This is a genomic window from Marinimicrobium sp. (genome assembly GCF_002695945.1).
Lineage (GTDB): Bacteria > Pseudomonadota > Gammaproteobacteria > Pseudomonadales > Cellvibrionaceae > Marinimicrobium > Marinimicrobium koreense.
Genome location: NZ_NZQP01000030.1, coordinates 1 through 16,650 on the forward strand (window position 1 = coordinate 1; position 16,650 = coordinate 16,650).

A 16,650-nucleotide genomic window follows, 5' to 3' on the forward strand; every position below is an offset into this window, starting at 1 on the left:
CTTTACTCTGCTCACCACCGCCCTGATGGCGCTGGGCCTGTCCGCCTGCGGCGGCAGCAACAGCGGACCCGAACTGGAATTTCCCGACCGGCCTTCAAGTTCTTCCTCGAGCTCTTCCAGTTCCTCATCCAGTGAATCGAGCAGCGAAAGCTCCAGCAGCAGTAGCGAACCCAGTGTTTTCAGCGTGACCGCTGATTACAACCTGTATGCGGAAGCGCCCACCGACTCCCCCGTCGGCGTCGCCGTATCGGCCGCTAACGAGAATTACAGTATTTTCAACCACAGCGATGCCATTGAACGCCAGGATGTCATCGCCACTCACTTCAACCAGCTCACCGCTGGCAACATCATGAAGATGAGTTACCTGCACCCGACTGAAGACAATTTTACTTTCGATGATGCCGATCAGTTGGTCAACTTCGCCCAGAGCAACGGTATGACCGTACACGGCCACGCCCTGCTCTGGCATCCAGACTATCAGGTGCCTAACTTTATGCGGAATTACGGCGAAGGGTGGCAGGACATGCTGACCGCCCACGTCGAAGGCATTCTCAACCACTTCGACCCCGAAGTGGTGGTCAGCTGGGACGTGGTCAACGAAGCGGTAGATACCGATACGGAAGACGGATGGCGCCATTCGTTGTTCTACAACTACGCACCGCCCGCTGAAGGTGAAGTGCCCGAGTACATCGAAGTGATGTACCAGGCCGCACGGGATACCCAGCCGGACGTTGATCTGTACTACAACGATTACGACAACACCGCCAATGCCGGTCGCCTGGAGAAGACCCTGGAAATTGCCGAGCACCTCGACGGCCTGGGCCTCATCGATGGCGTCGGCTTCCAGATGCATGTGTACATGGACTACCCGGACATCACCAACTTCCGGAACGCGTTCCAGGACGTGGTGGACATGGACCTGAAAGTGAAAGTCACCGAACTGGACGTTGCCGTGGTCAATCCCTACGGTGGCAATGCGCCGGACACCCTGACCTACGACGCCGAACTGGCAGGCGCCCAGAAGCTGCGGTTCTGTGAAATCGCCGAAGTTTACCTGGAGGTTGTTCCGGAAGCACTGCGCGGCGGCTTCACCGTCTGGGGACTTACCGATGACGAAAGCTGGCTGATGAACCAGTTCGCCAACGCCACCGGTAATGACTACGACGACGTCTGGCCGCTGCTGTTCAACGCCGACTTGAGTGCCAAGCCCGCCCTCGAAGGCGTCGCTCAGGCATTCCGTGGCGAGACCTGCACCAGCGAGTTTTAAGCTGAACGATGGAAAGCGGTGGATGACGGGGCCTTTGGTCCCTTATCCACCCTACGAACCCGGCAACAACTGCTGAGCACCTGTAGGGTGGATCGGTCCGACGTTTCGGAGCGTCATCCACCTATATCCACCGCACCTCATCCTGTGATCCACCCCACAAACTGACCACATTTCCCGTCCCACTTTACGCCCCCACCCCAAAGTGAGATACCCACATCACCCGCCTGTGCTTTGCTGACAGCGCCGTTTAACGGCCATCTCAATAAAACTCACTTGCACAGCGAGGATAATAATGATGTATCGAAACCTTCCCGCGCTTTTCAGCGCACTGCTACTCATGATCAGCGTCAGCGTTCAGGCACAAAACGACAACCTGGCACAAAATGCCACTGCTTCCGCCAGCACCCAGGATCTCGCGGCCAGCAACGCTATTGATGGCGACCCCAACACCCGTTGGGCTTCAGCGGCGCAGACTGACCCGTCCCACATAACCATCGACCTCGGACAACAGTATGCCCTGTCCAGCGTCGTCATTCACTGGGAAGCGGCTAACGCGGACACTTACCAGATACTTGGCTCCAACGACGGAGGTAACTGGACGACGCTGGCCACAGAAACCGGCGGCACATTCGGAGACCGAACGGATACCATCAATGTCGCGGGCAACTTCCGCTACGTGCGCATGAACGGCATCAGCCGCAGTGCTGGTAATGAATGGGGCTATTCCATTTGGGAGCTGGAAATTTACGGCCAGAGCGGCGGCGCAGGCAGCGTGCAAACACTGCAGGCCGAAGATTATATCAACGCCTACGACACCACGGCAGGCAACACGGGTGGCGCCTATCGCAGCGGCGATGTCGACATTGAAGCCAGTACCGACGACGGTGGCGGCTACAATGTCGGCTGGATCGACGCCGGGGAATGGCTGGAATACACCATCAACCTGGACGCCGACACCTACACAGTGAGCTCCCGCGTCGCCTCGGACATCGGCGGTGGCCAGTTCACCATCGACCTGAACGGCTCTGAAATCGTTGGTACCCAGAACGTCGGCAATACCGGTGGCTGGCAAAGCTGGACTACCCTGACCTCCTGGCCCATCGCTCTGCCGGCGGGGCAGCACACCGTGCGGGTCAAAGTTCAAAGCGGAAACTTCAACCTCAATTGGGTGCGTTTCGAACCGGGCAGCGACGGCACCGATCCAGCCCCTCAGCCCGTGTGGAGCGACGAGTTCGACACTATCGACAGCAACAGCTGGACCTTTGAGACCGGTGGCTGGGGCTGGGGCAACCAGGAGCTGCAGTACTATACCGGCGGCGACAACGCCTTTATTCAGTACGACTCCGAAGTGGACAGCAATGTACTGGTGCTGGAGGCCCGCCAGGAAAACCCGCAAGGTTACGAGTGCTGGTATGGCTACTGCAGCTACACCTCAACCCGCATGATTTCCAAAGGCAAGCAGGAGTTCGAGTACGGGCGCATGGAAGCCCGCATCAAGCTACCCCAAACCCAGGGCATCTGGCCTGCCTTCTGGATGATGGGCAATGACTTTGACCAGGTCGGTTGGCCCAACAATGGCGAAATCGACATCATGGAACATGTCGGCTTCGAGCCCAACCTGACCCACGGCGCCCTGCACGGCCCGGGCTACTCCGGCGACACCCCGATCAACGGCACCCACGACCTGGGCGAGTCCGCCGACGCCAACTACCATGTATACGCTGTGGAGTGGGATGAAAACGGCATCGACTGGTATGTGGACGACATCAACTTCTACAGTGTGACTCGTTCGGAGGTGGAACAATACGGCAACTGGGTGTACGACCATCCCTTCTTCTTTCTGCTAAACATTGCCATTGGCGGAAGCTGGCCCGGCGAACCCGACGGCACCAGCCAGTTCCCCCAGCGCATGTATGTCGATTACGTGCGGGTCTACCAGTAAACCGATCAACGAGATCGTCGCAGAATAGCCGTCTGCGACCGTCCCCCTTTTCTAAATCCCCAAACGCAATAACCAGTCACCGCCCACAAACCAAATCGTCTATAAATCCACCATAACCGGCCCCAAAACAGTGCGCCATGATCAATACTGTAACTAAGGCGAAGCCAATGGCTTCCTCGGATACCGAACCACCCACAGGCCCTGAGGAAAAACGTCATGATTCGTGCACTGTTCTCCGTATCTGCCCTGTTCATCGCGCTATCACTGCCCCAAGCCCTGGCTGACAATCACGGCGACCTCTACGAAAACATCCAGTTGGACGACATTTTCCAACAGATGGACCTGACCCTGCGTCGGCGTAACGACGTCATGGAGGTAATGAATCAGTTCCGGGAAGATCGGAAGAGGGCGGACGAGGCGTTACAGGAGTTGAGCGAAACCCTGCCGCCACAGGAAGAGATCAGCGCTACAACCGTCTATTCCGATATTGTTCTGGAATCACGATTGAACCGCATACTGAGGTCCGACCAGGTCGAGCAGTTAATGACTTTCATCAGGGAGCAGAGGGGAGAGCAAAGCGGAGCCGAGTAAAGGACTGACCCGCGGGTATTGATCAGCACTGATCGACCCCCCGGGTCATCGCGTCCAGCATCCTCTACCGGTCGGAGGCGTCCCACACCTGACCCGACCCAACACCGTCATTGGCCGGGTTGAACACCTCGACCGCCATGACCTGATAGGTGGGGTCATCGCTGGCGTCAAAGTTATTCATATCCGGAATAATCCAGCCGGTATCCGCCCACGCTTTGACGTGATCGGCGAAGTTGATTTCGTAGTCCTTGCCCAGCTCGCGCTGCTCGGTCGGCTTGCTCCAGTACTGGTAAAACGTGGAGGTATTGTTGATCGACGGCTTCTGCTCGCGTACTGAGCGATACGTAGAGTACTCGACGCCGTTACTGACAAAGGTCTTCCCGTACTCACCGTCCTGACTGGGGTCGTAGGTCCAGCGCTGGAGAATATAGTACTCCACCAGGTGGGCCGGATCATCCTTCGGCATGGTTTCATCGTAGCCCCAGCCGTACAGTGTGATATAGCTCGCGCCGCTGTCCTCATCGAAGCGGTACCCGATCACCCGATCTTCATCGCCATAGTGCCAGCCGGGGCCGCCGACGTAGTTATAACCGCCACCTTCCCACTCCACCTTGAATGACCCATCGGTCTCCAGCGCCAGTGTGGTTGCGCCGCCGTCTTTCCAGTGAGTGAAGAAAAAATCACCCACATGGCCAGTGGCATGGCTGTCGGTAATCACGGTGTCATCGGTGAATTTTTGGGTATAGGCCTTGAACTTCTCGATGCCGGCTGCGGAGGCCGTATCGCTGGAATCAGGAGCCTGTTGCTCGGTAGCACAGCCCACGGCGCCAAACAGGGCGAGAGCCAGTGCGGTAGTCGTAAGACGATGGGTTTTCAAAGCTCGGTCCTCTTATTGTCTCCCGGCGAGACCTCCATACCTGAGGTGCACGGGAGCTTGAATGTCAGTAGTGGTCCTTATGACCATTATTAGAGCATTTATCCGCCTCGAATACAAAGCCAAAATAAGCGGTTTCAGGACTCCTTCAGCCACCCCTGCTCGACCGCGTAATCTACCTTTGCAACCACCCACTGATAGATGTCCGGTTGTTCCAGTTCAACAAACTGATGCATTTCCAACACCTGGCTTTTATAAATCCCGTTCTCCTGCCATGCTCGCCCGTTACTGGAGATATTGTGCAAAAACGGCAGCAGTCGATCGATGACCTTCAGCAGTTTGGCTTCCCTGCTTTGCCCAAACTCCTGCTCGTCCCACAGGGTCAATAAGTTCTGGATGGGGTTTCCAGGGTGGAATGCAATCCTTTCAACACACTTGCGCTCTTCAAGGTGGGCAGCGTCACGATTGGCGCTGTAAAGAAACGTATCACCGGCATCAATTTCACCCAGATCATGAACCAACGCCAGCTTGATAAGCGTCAAAACATCAAAATCATCTTGCAACAATTCTGAGAACGCCCAACACGCCATCGCCAAATGCCAGGAATGTTCGGCCGAGTTTTCTACTCGCTCTCCGCCATTGATATAGGTTCGGCGGTTTACGGACTTCAGGCCGTCAAGTTGAAGTAGAAAATCGGATAGTTGAGTAACACTTTTGTTCACCAAGCCTCCTGATACTCGCACTCGAATACCTTCGTTATAGCATCGACGGTAATACTTTTACAGAATCCAGAACTATCGCGGCCGGGCTCAATTTCTTCTCGTCCCCAGCCTGATATTTTCCGGTTTTCACCAACCGGGCCTGCAAACCGGCTTTGAGTGCCCCCTCCACATCCCCAAATACGTCGTCGCCTATCATCAGGCACTGGTCCGGTTCCAGGCCCGTGGAGGTCACTACCTGGTGAAAGAATTCCGGGTTGGGTTTGCCCATGACCACGGGCTCCACATCGGCCGCCCAGGCGACCGCCCGGACGAAGGGGCCGGCATCCAGGCAGAGGGCGTCGCCGTCGTTGAAGTATTTGTTCTCGCCAATGGCAATCAGCCGTTTGTGGGCCTGTGCGATGCGAAACGCCTGGTTGAGGTTACGGTAGTTCAACTCGTCCCGCGCATCGCCCAGCACCACGCAGTCGGGTTCGCGGTCGCCCAGGGGCCCGAACAGGGCCTTGATGCTGGGGTGGACCAGCGCGTAGGGGGTCAACTGGTGTTCCCGCACGTAGGCCAGGGCCGCATCGGGGGCGGTGAAGAGTTCTTGCGCTGTCACATCAAAGCCCAGTTGTTGCAGCTTCTCCAGTAACTGTTCACGTGACTTGGTGGCGGTGTTGGTGACAAACCGCAGTACCAGGCCCCGGTCTCTGGCCGCCGCGACGGCCTCAATGGCGCCGTCGATTCGCCGATCACCCTCGTACAGAACACCGGACAGATCGAAAAATACGGCTTTGATGCGGGTGTCGTTCATGGCGGCCTCCAGTGGCATCGACGGCTCTTTTCTGATGATGCCAGACTTTTTGTCTTCATGGTAAGGTGTTGTCATTGCACTGGAGATAAGGGGAAACACGCAATGACTACCTTGATAATTGGCGCTCACGGGCAGATTGGCCAGTTACTGGTCCAGGAGCTGGCGGACCACCACCAAAAGCCGCGCGCCATGGTGCGCAACGAGCCGCAGGCCGAGGCGGTGCGCTCTCTGGGTGCTGAGCCCGTGATTGCGGATCTGGAAGGCGATTTCAGCCATGCGTTTGAAGGCTGTGACAAGGTGGTATTTACCGCCGGCTCGGGCGCCAAAACCGGGGCGGACAAGACCATTCTGGTGGATATGTGGGGCGCAATAAAGGCAGTGGATATCGCGAAGGCCCGGGGTATTCAACAGTTTGTGATGGTCAGCTCGCGCGGGGCGGAAGATCCGGAAGCGGGGCCAGCCAAGATCAAGCATTACACCGTGTGCAAGAAAGTTGCCGATGATCACCTGTTGGCGAGCGGCGTGCCCTACACCATTCTGCGGCCCGGACGATTGACCGATGACCCGGCCTCGGGACGGGTGATCAACCATTGGCCGGAGAAAGCCGAGGACCAGTGGATTTCCCGCGCGGATGTGGCGCTGGCGATTGAGCATTGTCTGGGGTCGCCGGGGACGATCGGGAAGATTTATCCCCTGTTTCATGGGGATCAGCCGATTGCGGCTTGTTTGGGGTGAGCGGTTCGAGTTGGGTTACGGCGGATGCGGGCTGCGCCCTTATCCGCCCTACGCGTGTCTATACCGCTGCGCCCGGCCGTAGGGCGGATAAGCCGAAGGCGCATCCGCCGTAACAAGGTTAGTGATTAATACTGACGGATCATGGTCCAGCGTTGGTTGGTGCCGCCGGTGCTGTTCCACTGCAGGATGTTGGCGCCGTTGGCAGTGCTTTTTCCTTCCACATCCAGCACCATGCCGCTCAGTACCGATTCAACTTCCACGTAGTTACCCGCCGGGTTGATCTGCCAACGCTGGCCGGCGCTGCCCCAGTAGTCCCACTGGGCGATATTGGCACCCGCTGAGGTACTGCCTTCCCACACATCCATGCCCTTCAGGCTGAGGCCGTTGATCAGGCTGTATTCACCGGTGCCGTGGTCCACCACATACCATTTCTGGTGCAGGCCACCATTATCCTCGTACTGCACGACGTTGCCACCGTTGGCGGTATCGGCATTGGCAATCTCCAACAGCTTGCCACTGAGCTGGGACTCGAACTGATAAAGCCCCTCGCTCACCCCACCACAACTGGTGATGGAACTGAAGTTGTGGGTCATTGAGGGCCAGCCGCCGGAGAAGGTCATGCGCTGAATATCCAGCTTGGCATTGCCGCCGTCATTCAGATCGTAGTAATGAGTGGTGACGTAGTTACAACCGTCCTGCTTGAGCACGCCGATATGGCCGGGGCCTTTGCGCTTGCCGTCTTCGTTGGGCAACAGGTTTCGCTCGCCGGTATAGGGGCCAAACACGCTGGTGGAGCGGGCCACCTGCACTTCATAGGTACTGTCCGCGCCCCGACAGCAGAGACCACGGGTGAAGAACAGGTAGTAGTAATCGCCGTTGCGGGTAATGTACGGCGCTTCAATGGACTGGTGGCCGCCGCCATAAATCTTGGTGACGGCGCTGGCGAGCTTACCGGTATTCTGATTGATTTCCGCTACACCCAGGCCGCCGAACCAGGAGCCGTAGGACATATACACCTTGCCGTCGTGATCGCGGAACAGGGCCGCATCAATCGCATTAATCTCTTCCGATCCGCCATAGGACTGCACCACCACACCCAGGTCCTGCCAGTTGGGGTTCTTCAACGACGGGGTGCGCACCACGCCGATGGCGGAACGGGAGCTGCCGAAGGTGGAGACGGAGTAGTAGACGTAGTAATAGTCGCCCATCTGGATGGCATCCGGCGCCCAGAAGTGGCCTTCAAAGCCGGGCACCGCGTCGTTGATCCAGGCCGGCCAGGAGCTGCCGAAAATATCGCCGGGGTTATCCCAGTGGACCAGATCGGTGGACCGGGAGTACCAGACGCCGTTGCCGGTGGTGAAATGGAAGTAGGTATCCCCATCACGCACCAGTGTAGAGGGGTCATGGGAGTTGGTAATGCCGGTCAGGTCCAGTGCCAGGGCGGGAGTAGCTCCCAACAGCAGGGCAACCAGGCCGAGGCGGCGCAGGGTCGGTAGTAAACGGAGTATCGTTGTTCTCATGGGTCACCTATTTATGCTTATGGTTAGTGGGTCCATTCGTATTATTATCCTATCATCGTTCGAAATTTAGGTTATCAAGGTTGGGCCGGGGCGGACAAGGATTTGTAATACAATTTTTGAATAGATGAGGTATCTGTTATTTCGATAATTTTGGGTGGCACAACTGGAAACGAGTTTAGGTTACGGCGGATGCGGGGTTATACCGCTGCGCTCGGCTCCTACGCAATCTGATCTGGCATTCGATGGTTGGCTCGTTGGGTTACGGCGGATGCGCGCTGCGCGCTTATCCGCCCTACGCGGGCATTCGATGACTGGATAGCTGGTTGTGGTTGGGTTGGATTGCGGGCACAATCGCCCTCCCCCGCCGATGAATACGCAGCCTGGTAGAGAATTGAATGGCGATTAACTGGTTTCCCGGACATATGCATAAGGCCCGCAAGGAGATTGCGGAGGTAATGGCCCATATGGATGTGGTCATTGAGGTGCTCGATGCCCGTATCCCCTACTCCAGCAAGAATCCGATGATTCCCGCGCTGCGCGGCGACAAGCCGTGCATCAAACTGCTCAATAAGGCCGACCTGGCGGACCCGGCCATGACCGAGCGCTGGGTGGCCCACCTGGAGCAGGAACAGGGCGTGACCGCCCTACCCGTCACGCACCGCAAGCCCGAGAGCATTCGTCGACTGCTGGTGCAGATTCAGGACATTCTGGCGGACCGGAACCTGAGCGCACGCAACACCCAGGCGATGATCATGGGGATTCCGAACGTGGGCAAATCCACCCTGATCAATATCCTCGCCGGGCGCAAGATTGCCAAAACCGGCAACGAAGCCGGGGTCACCAAATCCCAGCAACGAATCAAACTGGACAACCGGGTGGTGCTGACCGACACCCCGGGGTTTCTGTGGCCCAAACTGAATCCGCCCAGTTGCGGATACCGACTGGCCGCCACGGGGGCGATCAAGGAGAAGATCTTCGACTACCCGGAAGTGGCACTGTTTACCGTGGCCTATCTGGGCCAGCAATACCCCGAGGCGCTCAAGGCCCGCTACCGGCTCACGGAGCTTCCCGAAGACGACCTGGAGCTGCTGGAAAGCATCGGCCGGGCTCGGGGTACGGTGCGCAAGGGCGGCCAGGTGGACCTGGAGAAAGTCTCCGCGCTGCTGATCAGTGAACTGCGGGACGGGGTTCTCGGCCCCATTACGCTGGAAACGCCGGAGATGACCGAACGCGAAGAGGCCGAAGCCCGGGAGGCCGACGAACGGGCCAAAATCGAAAAGGAAGAAAAAGCCAAGCTGCGCCGTCAGCGGGCGCGCAAAAACCGGCGTTGACGCTTGGGTGAGCTGTTATCGAGCAGTCGTGAAATCGGCATCAACTGCGGCACATTTTCACAGACGATCTTGAAGCTCGCCAGCAAGGGAACCGCCATTAGCGCTCCCGCCACACCCCATANCCAGCCCCAGGCCACTACCGAGATAAACACTGCGGTGGGTGTAACGGCCAACCGCCGCCCGATCACCATCGGCGTAATCATGTGCCCCTCGGTAACCGACAGTGCCATGTACACCCCCGGCACCAGCAAGGCCTGGGGAATGCTCGGGAAGGTGGCGAGTCCGACCAGCGTGAGAATCCCGGCCATCACGACCGCGCCAACGTACGGCGCGAAATTGAAACAGGTGGCCATGATGCCCCACAGCAGAGCGTTCTCCACGCCGAGCAGCTTCATTGCCAGCGCCACACAGGCACCCAGCGTAATATTGATCACCGTAATGGTCGCCAGATAGCGTGAAATGTCCTGGCGAATGCGGTACGCAATGCGCACGATGCGGCGACGCGAACCGAGATTAGCTCCCAATTGTGTCGCCTTGCGCAGAAAGCGGTCACCCGCAGCGAGCAGAAAGTAAGTCAGAAAAACCACGATGGTCAGCCCGGCCAACAGCGTCGGCAGGTTGGCCAGGACAAAAGAACCCAGGGTACTTTCCCGTTCGACCTTGACCTCAACCGGGGTCATCTTGTCGCCATCCCCGAGGATGTAAAGCTGACGCACTTCCTCGGTCACCGCCTGAAGGTTTGACAGCGGACCGCTGAACTCCGAGAGCTTTTCGCGAAACCCGCGTACCACGTCGGGAATATTCTGCAACCACTGCTCGGCGGGTTCAATCAATAACAGGAAGATCAGTACCACACCGTAAACCAACAGCCCCATCAACACCAGAGCCGAGAGCGTGGGAGGAATGCCGTAGCGCTGNCCATAGCGAATGACCGGCGCGAGCAGCGCGCTCAGTAACCACGCCATGGTGATCGGGATCAGAATCGGAGAAGCGACATGCAGCGCCGCCACCAGGGCGATCGTCGCCAGCACCAGTAAGGCAATCAGTTGGAAATGGGGCAGACCAAAGTGCGAGGAAAAGGGTTTGAACATGAGGTGGATGAATCCTTACACCAGCAGGTGGGCCCACAATTGGCGGGCCAGTCGCATCACCGGAAGCGTGCGTACCGCCCTGGCCATCCGGCCGCCAAAACGCCCGGTCAGGAAGCCGGCCGAAAAACAACCCGCCACTGCCCAGCCCCCTTGCAGATGCGTTTCCAGCNNCGCACGCGCCTCNTGACGAAGTGCATTGAGCACCCGNCGCTCATGGTGAATGGCGGAGGACAAACGAGCCACTTCCCGGCTCTGGCGNTTGAGGAGTAATGCGGTAATCATGACGCGGCTTCCNTTTCCTTTGTGGGCGTTTCCGGGGTTTCGTCATCACTGGCCACTCGCGCAAAGGCGNGNCGAGTTTCCGGAAAACGCAACCAGCGCAACAAGCGACGGAGCTGCCCGCGCAGATACACGACCATGACGCACTGGGCGAGCACCAACCCGGCGGCAATCCAGCCCCAGTGTACGCCAGCCTGCCAGGCCAGGTAGCTGACCACCGCCAGCAACAGCACCCAGACCAGCATCAGAGTCATGGCCAACAGAATGCTCACCAGCAGAATCAGCGCCAGGCTTCTGGCNGCCAGGCGNGCCTCNGCTTTGAACANCGCCCAGCGGTCGATCCAGGTCTGACGAATCAGAATNACCATGGCGGTCGCCAGGTCCAGNAGAGACGACTCCGGAGGTGACTCACTCGCCGCATCGTTTACCGACTCTGCGNTACCCTCTTCGCCGTCTGCNTGGNGTCCTGCTCCGCCATGGTCCCGGNATCTTGTCTGCTCGCCTTCGCGCATTCAGTGCCCCGGAACTAGCGGCGAAGCAGATTGGCAACAATCAGGCCCGCTGCAAAAGCGATACCTGCCGTCATCAACGGATTTTCCCGGGCGTAGTCCCGTGCACTGGAAACCGACCCTTCCACCTGTGCNCGCACCTCTTCCTGCTTCTCGGTCCAGCTCTGCTGGCCCTGATTGGCGGCACCGCGCAAGCGCTCTTCCGTTTTGGCCACACGCTCGGATAAACGATCGATCGCTTCGTGTGCCGCTGCAACGGTTTTTTCGGTGAAGGGAGCGCCCGTTTCGGCGCCATTTTCNGTGGTACTTTTTTCAGCGGTACTTTTGGATGATGTTGCCATTTCAGCCTCCTTTTGGCGTCATGCCAGAGTAGTGGCAGCNAGTAATGTGACCGTTGCGGCACTTTACTTGAGGCACTCATAACATGAGGACCTCACGCAGCACCACAGGGCTCCATTCACTAGCTTAACACCTTTTNGGGGCCCGGGTGTGAGCACCCCTATTCAAAACCGGTCAAGAGGACCGGGGCACGTCCATTCGGCACCCAAGTCCTCTGGAGGTTCCTCAGGAGGCNCGCCATTCGGCGTCACTATCGGGAATNGCTTCGGCATCGGCCAGNTCACCGTGCAGGCGCTCACCCTCNGCGGCNCGGGGTTTGGCAAAGCGCGCCAGGCCGAGATACACCACCGGCGTAAGGAACAGGGTGAACAGCGCGGCCAAGCCCAGCCCGCCAAAAATGACCCAGCCGATGGCCCAGCGGGATTCCGCCCCGGGNCCGGAACTGAGGATCAGCGGCAGGCCGCCGAGTACGGTCGACATCAGGGTCATGGCGATGGGGCGCAGACGTACCAGAGCAGCNGTGCGCACGGCGCTGTACACATCGTGCCCCAGATCCCGTAGCTGATCGGCAAANTCNACCAGCAGAATGCCGTTTTTNGCCATCAGACCGATCAACATCACCAGCCCGATCTGGGAATAGATNTTGATGCTGGTGCCGGTAATCAAAATGGCCAGAATCGCCGCTGCAATGCCAAACGGCACCGTGACCATGACAATCAGAGCACTGGTAAAACTTTCAAACTGGGCGCATAACACCAGGAACACCACCACCAGTGCAATGATGTAGGTCAGCGCCACCTCTCGCGAAGTTTCATCGAGAGTTTGAGCCTCACCCTGAAAAATCAACCCGATGCCCCGCGGCAATGTATCGGCCGCAACGGCCCGCACATCGTCCACCGCNGTNTGAAGGGGATANTCCGAGTCCAGTTGAAACTCAATTTCAATCGACCGCCGCTGCGCATTGCGCTCCAGTTCCGCAGCGATATTTTCCTCGGTCAGGGTCACGACGCTGGACAGAGGCAGCAACTCGCCGGTNCTTGAACTGATGTACAGATTCAGCAGGTCATCGGGACTGCGAATCTGACCGGTAGCGGACTCCAGAATAATGGGNATGGCTTCGTCGCCAACGCTCAGATCGACCAGATCATAACCATCAACCATTGCCCGCAAAGTAGCGGAAATATCGGCCAGCTCGACACCCAACTCGGAGGCGCGGCGTCGATCGACATTGATGGATAGCTGCGGCTTGTTGGGNTCGTAGTCAAGGTCGGGATCAGAAATATGGTCGTAACGGGTTTCCACTTCCTTGATGAAGCTCTGCGCCGCCTGGTAAATCTCATCGTAGTCCGGTCCCGTCAGGGCCAACTCGATGGTTGACCCCTGACCACCGCCACCGCGAATGTTCAGACTGTTACCGGCGCCAACCCAGCTGGTCACACCGGGCAGCTCTTTCAGCTTGGGCTCAATCTCAGCGGCAATGGCCTGCTGATTCCGGCTGCGCTCGCTCCAGTCCGCCAGGGGCAGAACAAACAGGGCGCGATTCGGGTCACGCCAACCGAGAATGGAAAAGGCCAACCGGGCTTCTCCGGATGCCACAATCGGCTGAACAATTTCGCTGACCTGCCCTGCCTGGCGTTCAATGTAATCCAGACCTACGCCTTCAGGTCCATTGATACCAATGTAGATCACNCCCCGGTCTTCGCTGGGCACCAGCTCTTTGGGTACCTGTGTGTAGGCATAACCGGCCANCGCGACAATCAGCAAAGCAATACCGAAAGTGGTCCAGGCGTAACGCAACGCATGATCGACCATCCAGCTNTAGACNCCNACCATCNGNTTGCCAAACCCGGTAAGCTTGTTTCGAAACGGGTGGGGCTGNCCCTCTCGCTCCGGAGATATCCGCGCTGCTGCCGCGGGAACCAGTGACAGGGCGACGAAGGAGGAAATCGCAACGGCGATGGACAGAACNAAACCAAACTCCCGAAACAGCCGCCCCGCGGTGCTGGGCAAAATGGCAATCGGTACAAATACCGACACCAGAACGGCCGTGGTCGCGACGACGGCGAAGAACACCTGGCGGGTCCCGAGCACGGCGGCGGCCCGCGCACCCAGGCCCTGCCCACGACGGCGCTGAATATTTTCCAGTACCACAATGGCATCATCCACAACCAGCCCGGTGGCCAATACCAGAGCCAGCAGCGTCAGAATATTGATGGAGAAACCCAGCGCCCAGATGGCGGCCACAGTACCGATCAGTGCAATCGGAATGGCCAGGCTCGGCACCAGGGTGACCCGGAAGGAGCCAATGAACAACCAGATGGTGCCGATCACAATCGCCACCGTCAGCAATAGGCTGGTAATGACCTCTTTCACCGAGCCGCGAATGAACGTGGCATTATCTTCGGTGATGGTCAGCTCAACGTCGGTCAGACGCTCGTCCAGTGGTCCGAGGATCTCGCGAATGCCATTGGAAATTTCCAGCGTGTTCGACTGGGCCTGTCGAATCACACCCATACCCACAACAGGCTGGCCGTTGAACCGCACCAGTGAATCGGCATCACGCGGGGTATAAAACACCCGGGCGATATCCCCGACTCGAGTGTTGCCCTCGACGATAATACTTCGAATATCTTCTTCCGTGGTCGCCGTCGCATCGGCCCTGACCAGCAATTCCTGATCGCTGGAGCGATAGCTACCGCTGGGCACATCGTAGGGTGCGTTGCGCAAGGCATTGGCCACATCGGTCACGCCCAATCCGAAACTGGCCAGCTTCATTGGGTCCATCACCACCCGGACGATACGATTGCGCCCCCCGAACACCTGAACATCGGCCACTCCAGTGACCGAGATCAATTCGGGAATGATGTCCCGCTCAATTCGCTGGGTCAGTTCAGTCTCGCTCAGTGAATCACTGATGGCGGCGATATTGATGATTGACTGGGCATCGGGGTCGGCCTTGACCACCGTCAGTTGTTCCACATCTTCCGGCAGTTCACGTTGCACNCGGCTGACCGCTTCGCGGACTTCAGAGGCCACATCATTCAGATCCACGCCCGCATTGAACTCGAGCGACATCCGGAAGTTGCCCTCTTCACTGTCCGAGCGGACGGAGCGCAAACCGGTCACGCGTGCCACAGCCCCCTCCACGACAGAGGTGACTTCCGCGTCCATGGTTTCTGGTGAGGCACCCGGATAATTGCCGTTGACACTGACATAGGGGTAGTCGATATTCGGAAGCTCACGCACTTCCACGGCAAGAATGGCGGCCGCGCCGGCAAGGGCAATCAGCAGGTTGATGACCAGTACCAGAATCGGGCGGCGAATACTCAGACTGGGGAGGTCATTGACTTCCTGAATGTCAGCCCGGTTTTTTTCATCGCTCACGACTCTTCTCCTTCCTCTGATTCTCCAGAGTCCCGATAGGCGCCGTCATTCTCGCCCAGTTCGGCGTTCAAGGGGCGAACGTCCATGCCCGAACGAACGATATGCACACCTTCGGTAATGATCGGGGCGCCCTCTTGCAGGTCAGTTTCAACCAACACGCCGCGTTGATTCCGTTCGATCAGATTGACCGCGACCCGCTGCGCCTTGCCATCCTCGATGGTCCATACATAGGCGCCCTCTCCGCCCCACTGAACGGACAATTCAGGTACTGACAGGTAGCGGTTGCCCTGAAGACTCAGGTTGATCCGGAAGCTCATCCCCGGCAACAGCACGTCATTGGCGTTATCGACATGGGCGCGCAACGTGAACGTCCGGCGGACTTCATCCACCCTGGACGACACATCAACAATCGTGCCGGTCGCCTGGGCGAAACGATTACTCCAAGTGGTCACTTCAATGTCCTCACCACGCTGAAGCTTACCCAACAGCAATTCGGGCAATTCAAACCGGACCAACAAGGTGCTGCGATCATCCAGGGTTGTAATAGCGGTATCGGGATCAATCCAGGCACCGGGGTCAAGGTCGGTGAGCCCGACGTAACCGCTGAATGGCGCTCGGATGGTGTGGTAATTTAAATCGACCCGGGCGCGCTCCAGCGCAATCCGGGCGCGTTCAACGGCGCTGCGGGCATCATCCAGGTCGGACTGGGTCACGCCGCCGCTCTGTACCGAGCGCTGATAGCGATCGAGCTGACGCTCGGCATCGGCCAATTCCAACTCGGCCGCCTGCACCGCCAGGCGTTCGTCCCGATCGTCCAGGCGGAGCAGCACCTGCCCTTGCTCTACTTTATCCCCCGCCGAAAAATTGACCTCCACCACNTCACCAGACACCGCCGATTCNATCGTGACCGACTTGAGCGCGCGGGATGTTCCCACCGCCTCCAGCGATGTGGTNTCNTAGGCGTACTCTGCNGNCGCCGTCAACACCGGCTGNGGCTTACGCTCCCCCGGCCCGCCNCNGGNNCCTCCCGGCTCNTCACCGGAGTCGGAACAGGCAACGGTCACGGAGACCGCCAGAACNCCCANTAGGGCGCGACTGGCACGAGAGCAAAACATCGAAATTTTCATAAGCGTCTGATGGTTTTCAGGTCAATTAAGGTCGGGNATTCCCTGGAGGTCAGGGATACTGCTTTGTTATCACAAACGATCATTCGTAAGCATTACAGCCTACGCTAAAATCATACAAATGACGAGATAACGGGGGTTGCGGGCCG

13 protein-coding genes are annotated in these 16,650 nt (G+C 58.3%); 5 read left to right on the forward strand and 8 right to left on the reverse strand.

Annotated elements, in window-relative coordinates:
- The 3 genes from CMG77_RS07480 to CMG77_RS07490 all read left to right on the forward strand — a co-directional run.
- On the forward strand, window positions 1-1,267 hold a 1,267-nt coding region (locus tag CMG77_RS07480; protein WP_286903935.1), incomplete at its 5' end, for an endo-1,4-beta-xylanase.
- Window positions 1,268-1,559: 292 nt separating this feature from the next.
- Window positions 1,560-3,209 carry a family 16 glycosylhydrolase gene (locus CMG77_RS07485; RefSeq protein WP_286805283.1) on the forward strand — a complete coding sequence of 550 codons (1,650 nt, stop codon included), beginning with the start codon at window positions 1,560-1,562 and terminating at the stop codon, window positions 3,207-3,209.
- A gap of 216 nt (window positions 3,210-3,425) precedes the next feature.
- Window positions 3,426-3,800: a hypothetical protein gene (locus CMG77_RS07490; RefSeq protein ID WP_286875173.1), complete on the forward strand. Its 375-nt coding sequence runs from the start codon at window positions 3,426-3,428 to the stop codon at window positions 3,798-3,800.
- A 64-nt stretch (window positions 3,801-3,864) separates the two neighbouring features.
- Here the strand turns inward: CMG77_RS07490 and CMG77_RS07495 are convergent, their stop codons facing one another.
- The 3 genes from CMG77_RS07495 to CMG77_RS07505 form a co-directional block, all read right to left on the reverse strand.
- The gene (locus tag CMG77_RS07495) at window positions 3,865-4,677 is read right to left on the reverse strand and encodes a glycoside hydrolase family 11 protein (RefSeq protein WP_286805280.1); all 813 of its coding nucleotides are present in this window, start codon (window positions 4,675-4,677) and stop codon (window positions 3,865-3,867) included.
- Between the two features lie 134 nt (window positions 4,678-4,811).
- A complete protein-coding gene (locus CMG77_RS07500) occupies window positions 4,812-5,396 on the reverse strand; it encodes an HD domain-containing protein (protein ID WP_286805278.1) in 585 nt (194 codons plus the stop codon).
- Between the two features lie 34 nt (window positions 5,397-5,430).
- Window positions 5,431-6,207 (reverse strand): TIGR01458 family HAD-type hydrolase, encoded by a 777-nt coding sequence (locus tag CMG77_RS07505; protein WP_286903938.1) that lies wholly within the window; start codon window positions 6,205-6,207, stop codon window positions 5,431-5,433.
- Between the two features lie 84 nt (window positions 6,208-6,291).
- Here CMG77_RS07505 and CMG77_RS07510 point away from each other — a divergent pair, with 84 nt between their 5' ends.
- Window positions 6,292-6,924 carry an SDR family oxidoreductase gene (locus tag CMG77_RS07510; protein WP_286805276.1) on the forward strand — a complete coding sequence of 211 codons (633 nt, stop codon included), beginning with the start codon at window positions 6,292-6,294 and terminating at the stop codon, window positions 6,922-6,924.
- A 125-nt stretch (window positions 6,925-7,049) separates the two neighbouring features.
- Here CMG77_RS07510 and CMG77_RS07515 read toward each other — a convergent pair whose 3' ends face one another.
- A complete protein-coding gene (locus CMG77_RS07515; protein ID WP_286805275.1) occupies window positions 7,050-8,444 on the reverse strand; it encodes a family 43 glycosylhydrolase in 1,395 nt (464 codons plus the stop codon).
- A 395-nt stretch (window positions 8,445-8,839) separates the two neighbouring features.
- Between CMG77_RS07515 and ylqF the strand changes: the two genes are divergently transcribed.
- Window positions 8,840-9,775 carry a ribosome biogenesis GTPase YlqF gene (ylqF, locus tag CMG77_RS07520; protein ID WP_286805273.1) on the forward strand — a complete coding sequence of 312 codons (936 nt, stop codon included), beginning with the start codon at window positions 8,840-8,842 and terminating at the stop codon, window positions 9,773-9,775.
- Here the strand turns inward: ylqF and CMG77_RS07525 are convergent.
- The 4 genes from CMG77_RS07525 to CMG77_RS07540 form a co-directional block, all read right to left on the reverse strand.
- Complete coding sequence (locus tag CMG77_RS07525; protein WP_286903939.1) at window positions 9,748-10,866, reverse strand: AI-2E family transporter; 1,119 nt, start codon at window positions 10,864-10,866, stop codon at window positions 9,748-9,750. The two genes, ylqF and CMG77_RS07525, sit on opposite strands and share 28 nt — an antisense overlap.
- A gap of 805 nt (window positions 10,867-11,671) precedes the next feature.
- Entirely contained in the window at window positions 11,672-11,995 is a 324-nt protein-coding gene (locus tag CMG77_RS07530) for an ElaB/YgaM/YqjD family protein (protein WP_123637057.1), read from the reverse strand.
- Window positions 11,996-12,218: 223 nt separating this feature from the next.
- Window positions 12,219-15,377, reverse strand: coding sequence for an efflux RND transporter permease subunit (locus CMG77_RS07535; RefSeq protein ID WP_286903941.1), 3,159 nt, complete (start codon window positions 15,375-15,377; stop codon window positions 12,219-12,221).
- On the reverse strand, window positions 15,374-16,504 hold the full coding sequence (locus CMG77_RS07540) for an efflux RND transporter periplasmic adaptor subunit (protein ID WP_353743463.1): 1,131 nt from the start codon (window positions 16,502-16,504) through the stop codon (window positions 15,374-15,376). The genes CMG77_RS07535 and CMG77_RS07540 overlap by 4 nt, the downstream gene beginning before the upstream one ends.
- Window positions 16,505-16,650: the final 146 nt, after the last annotated feature.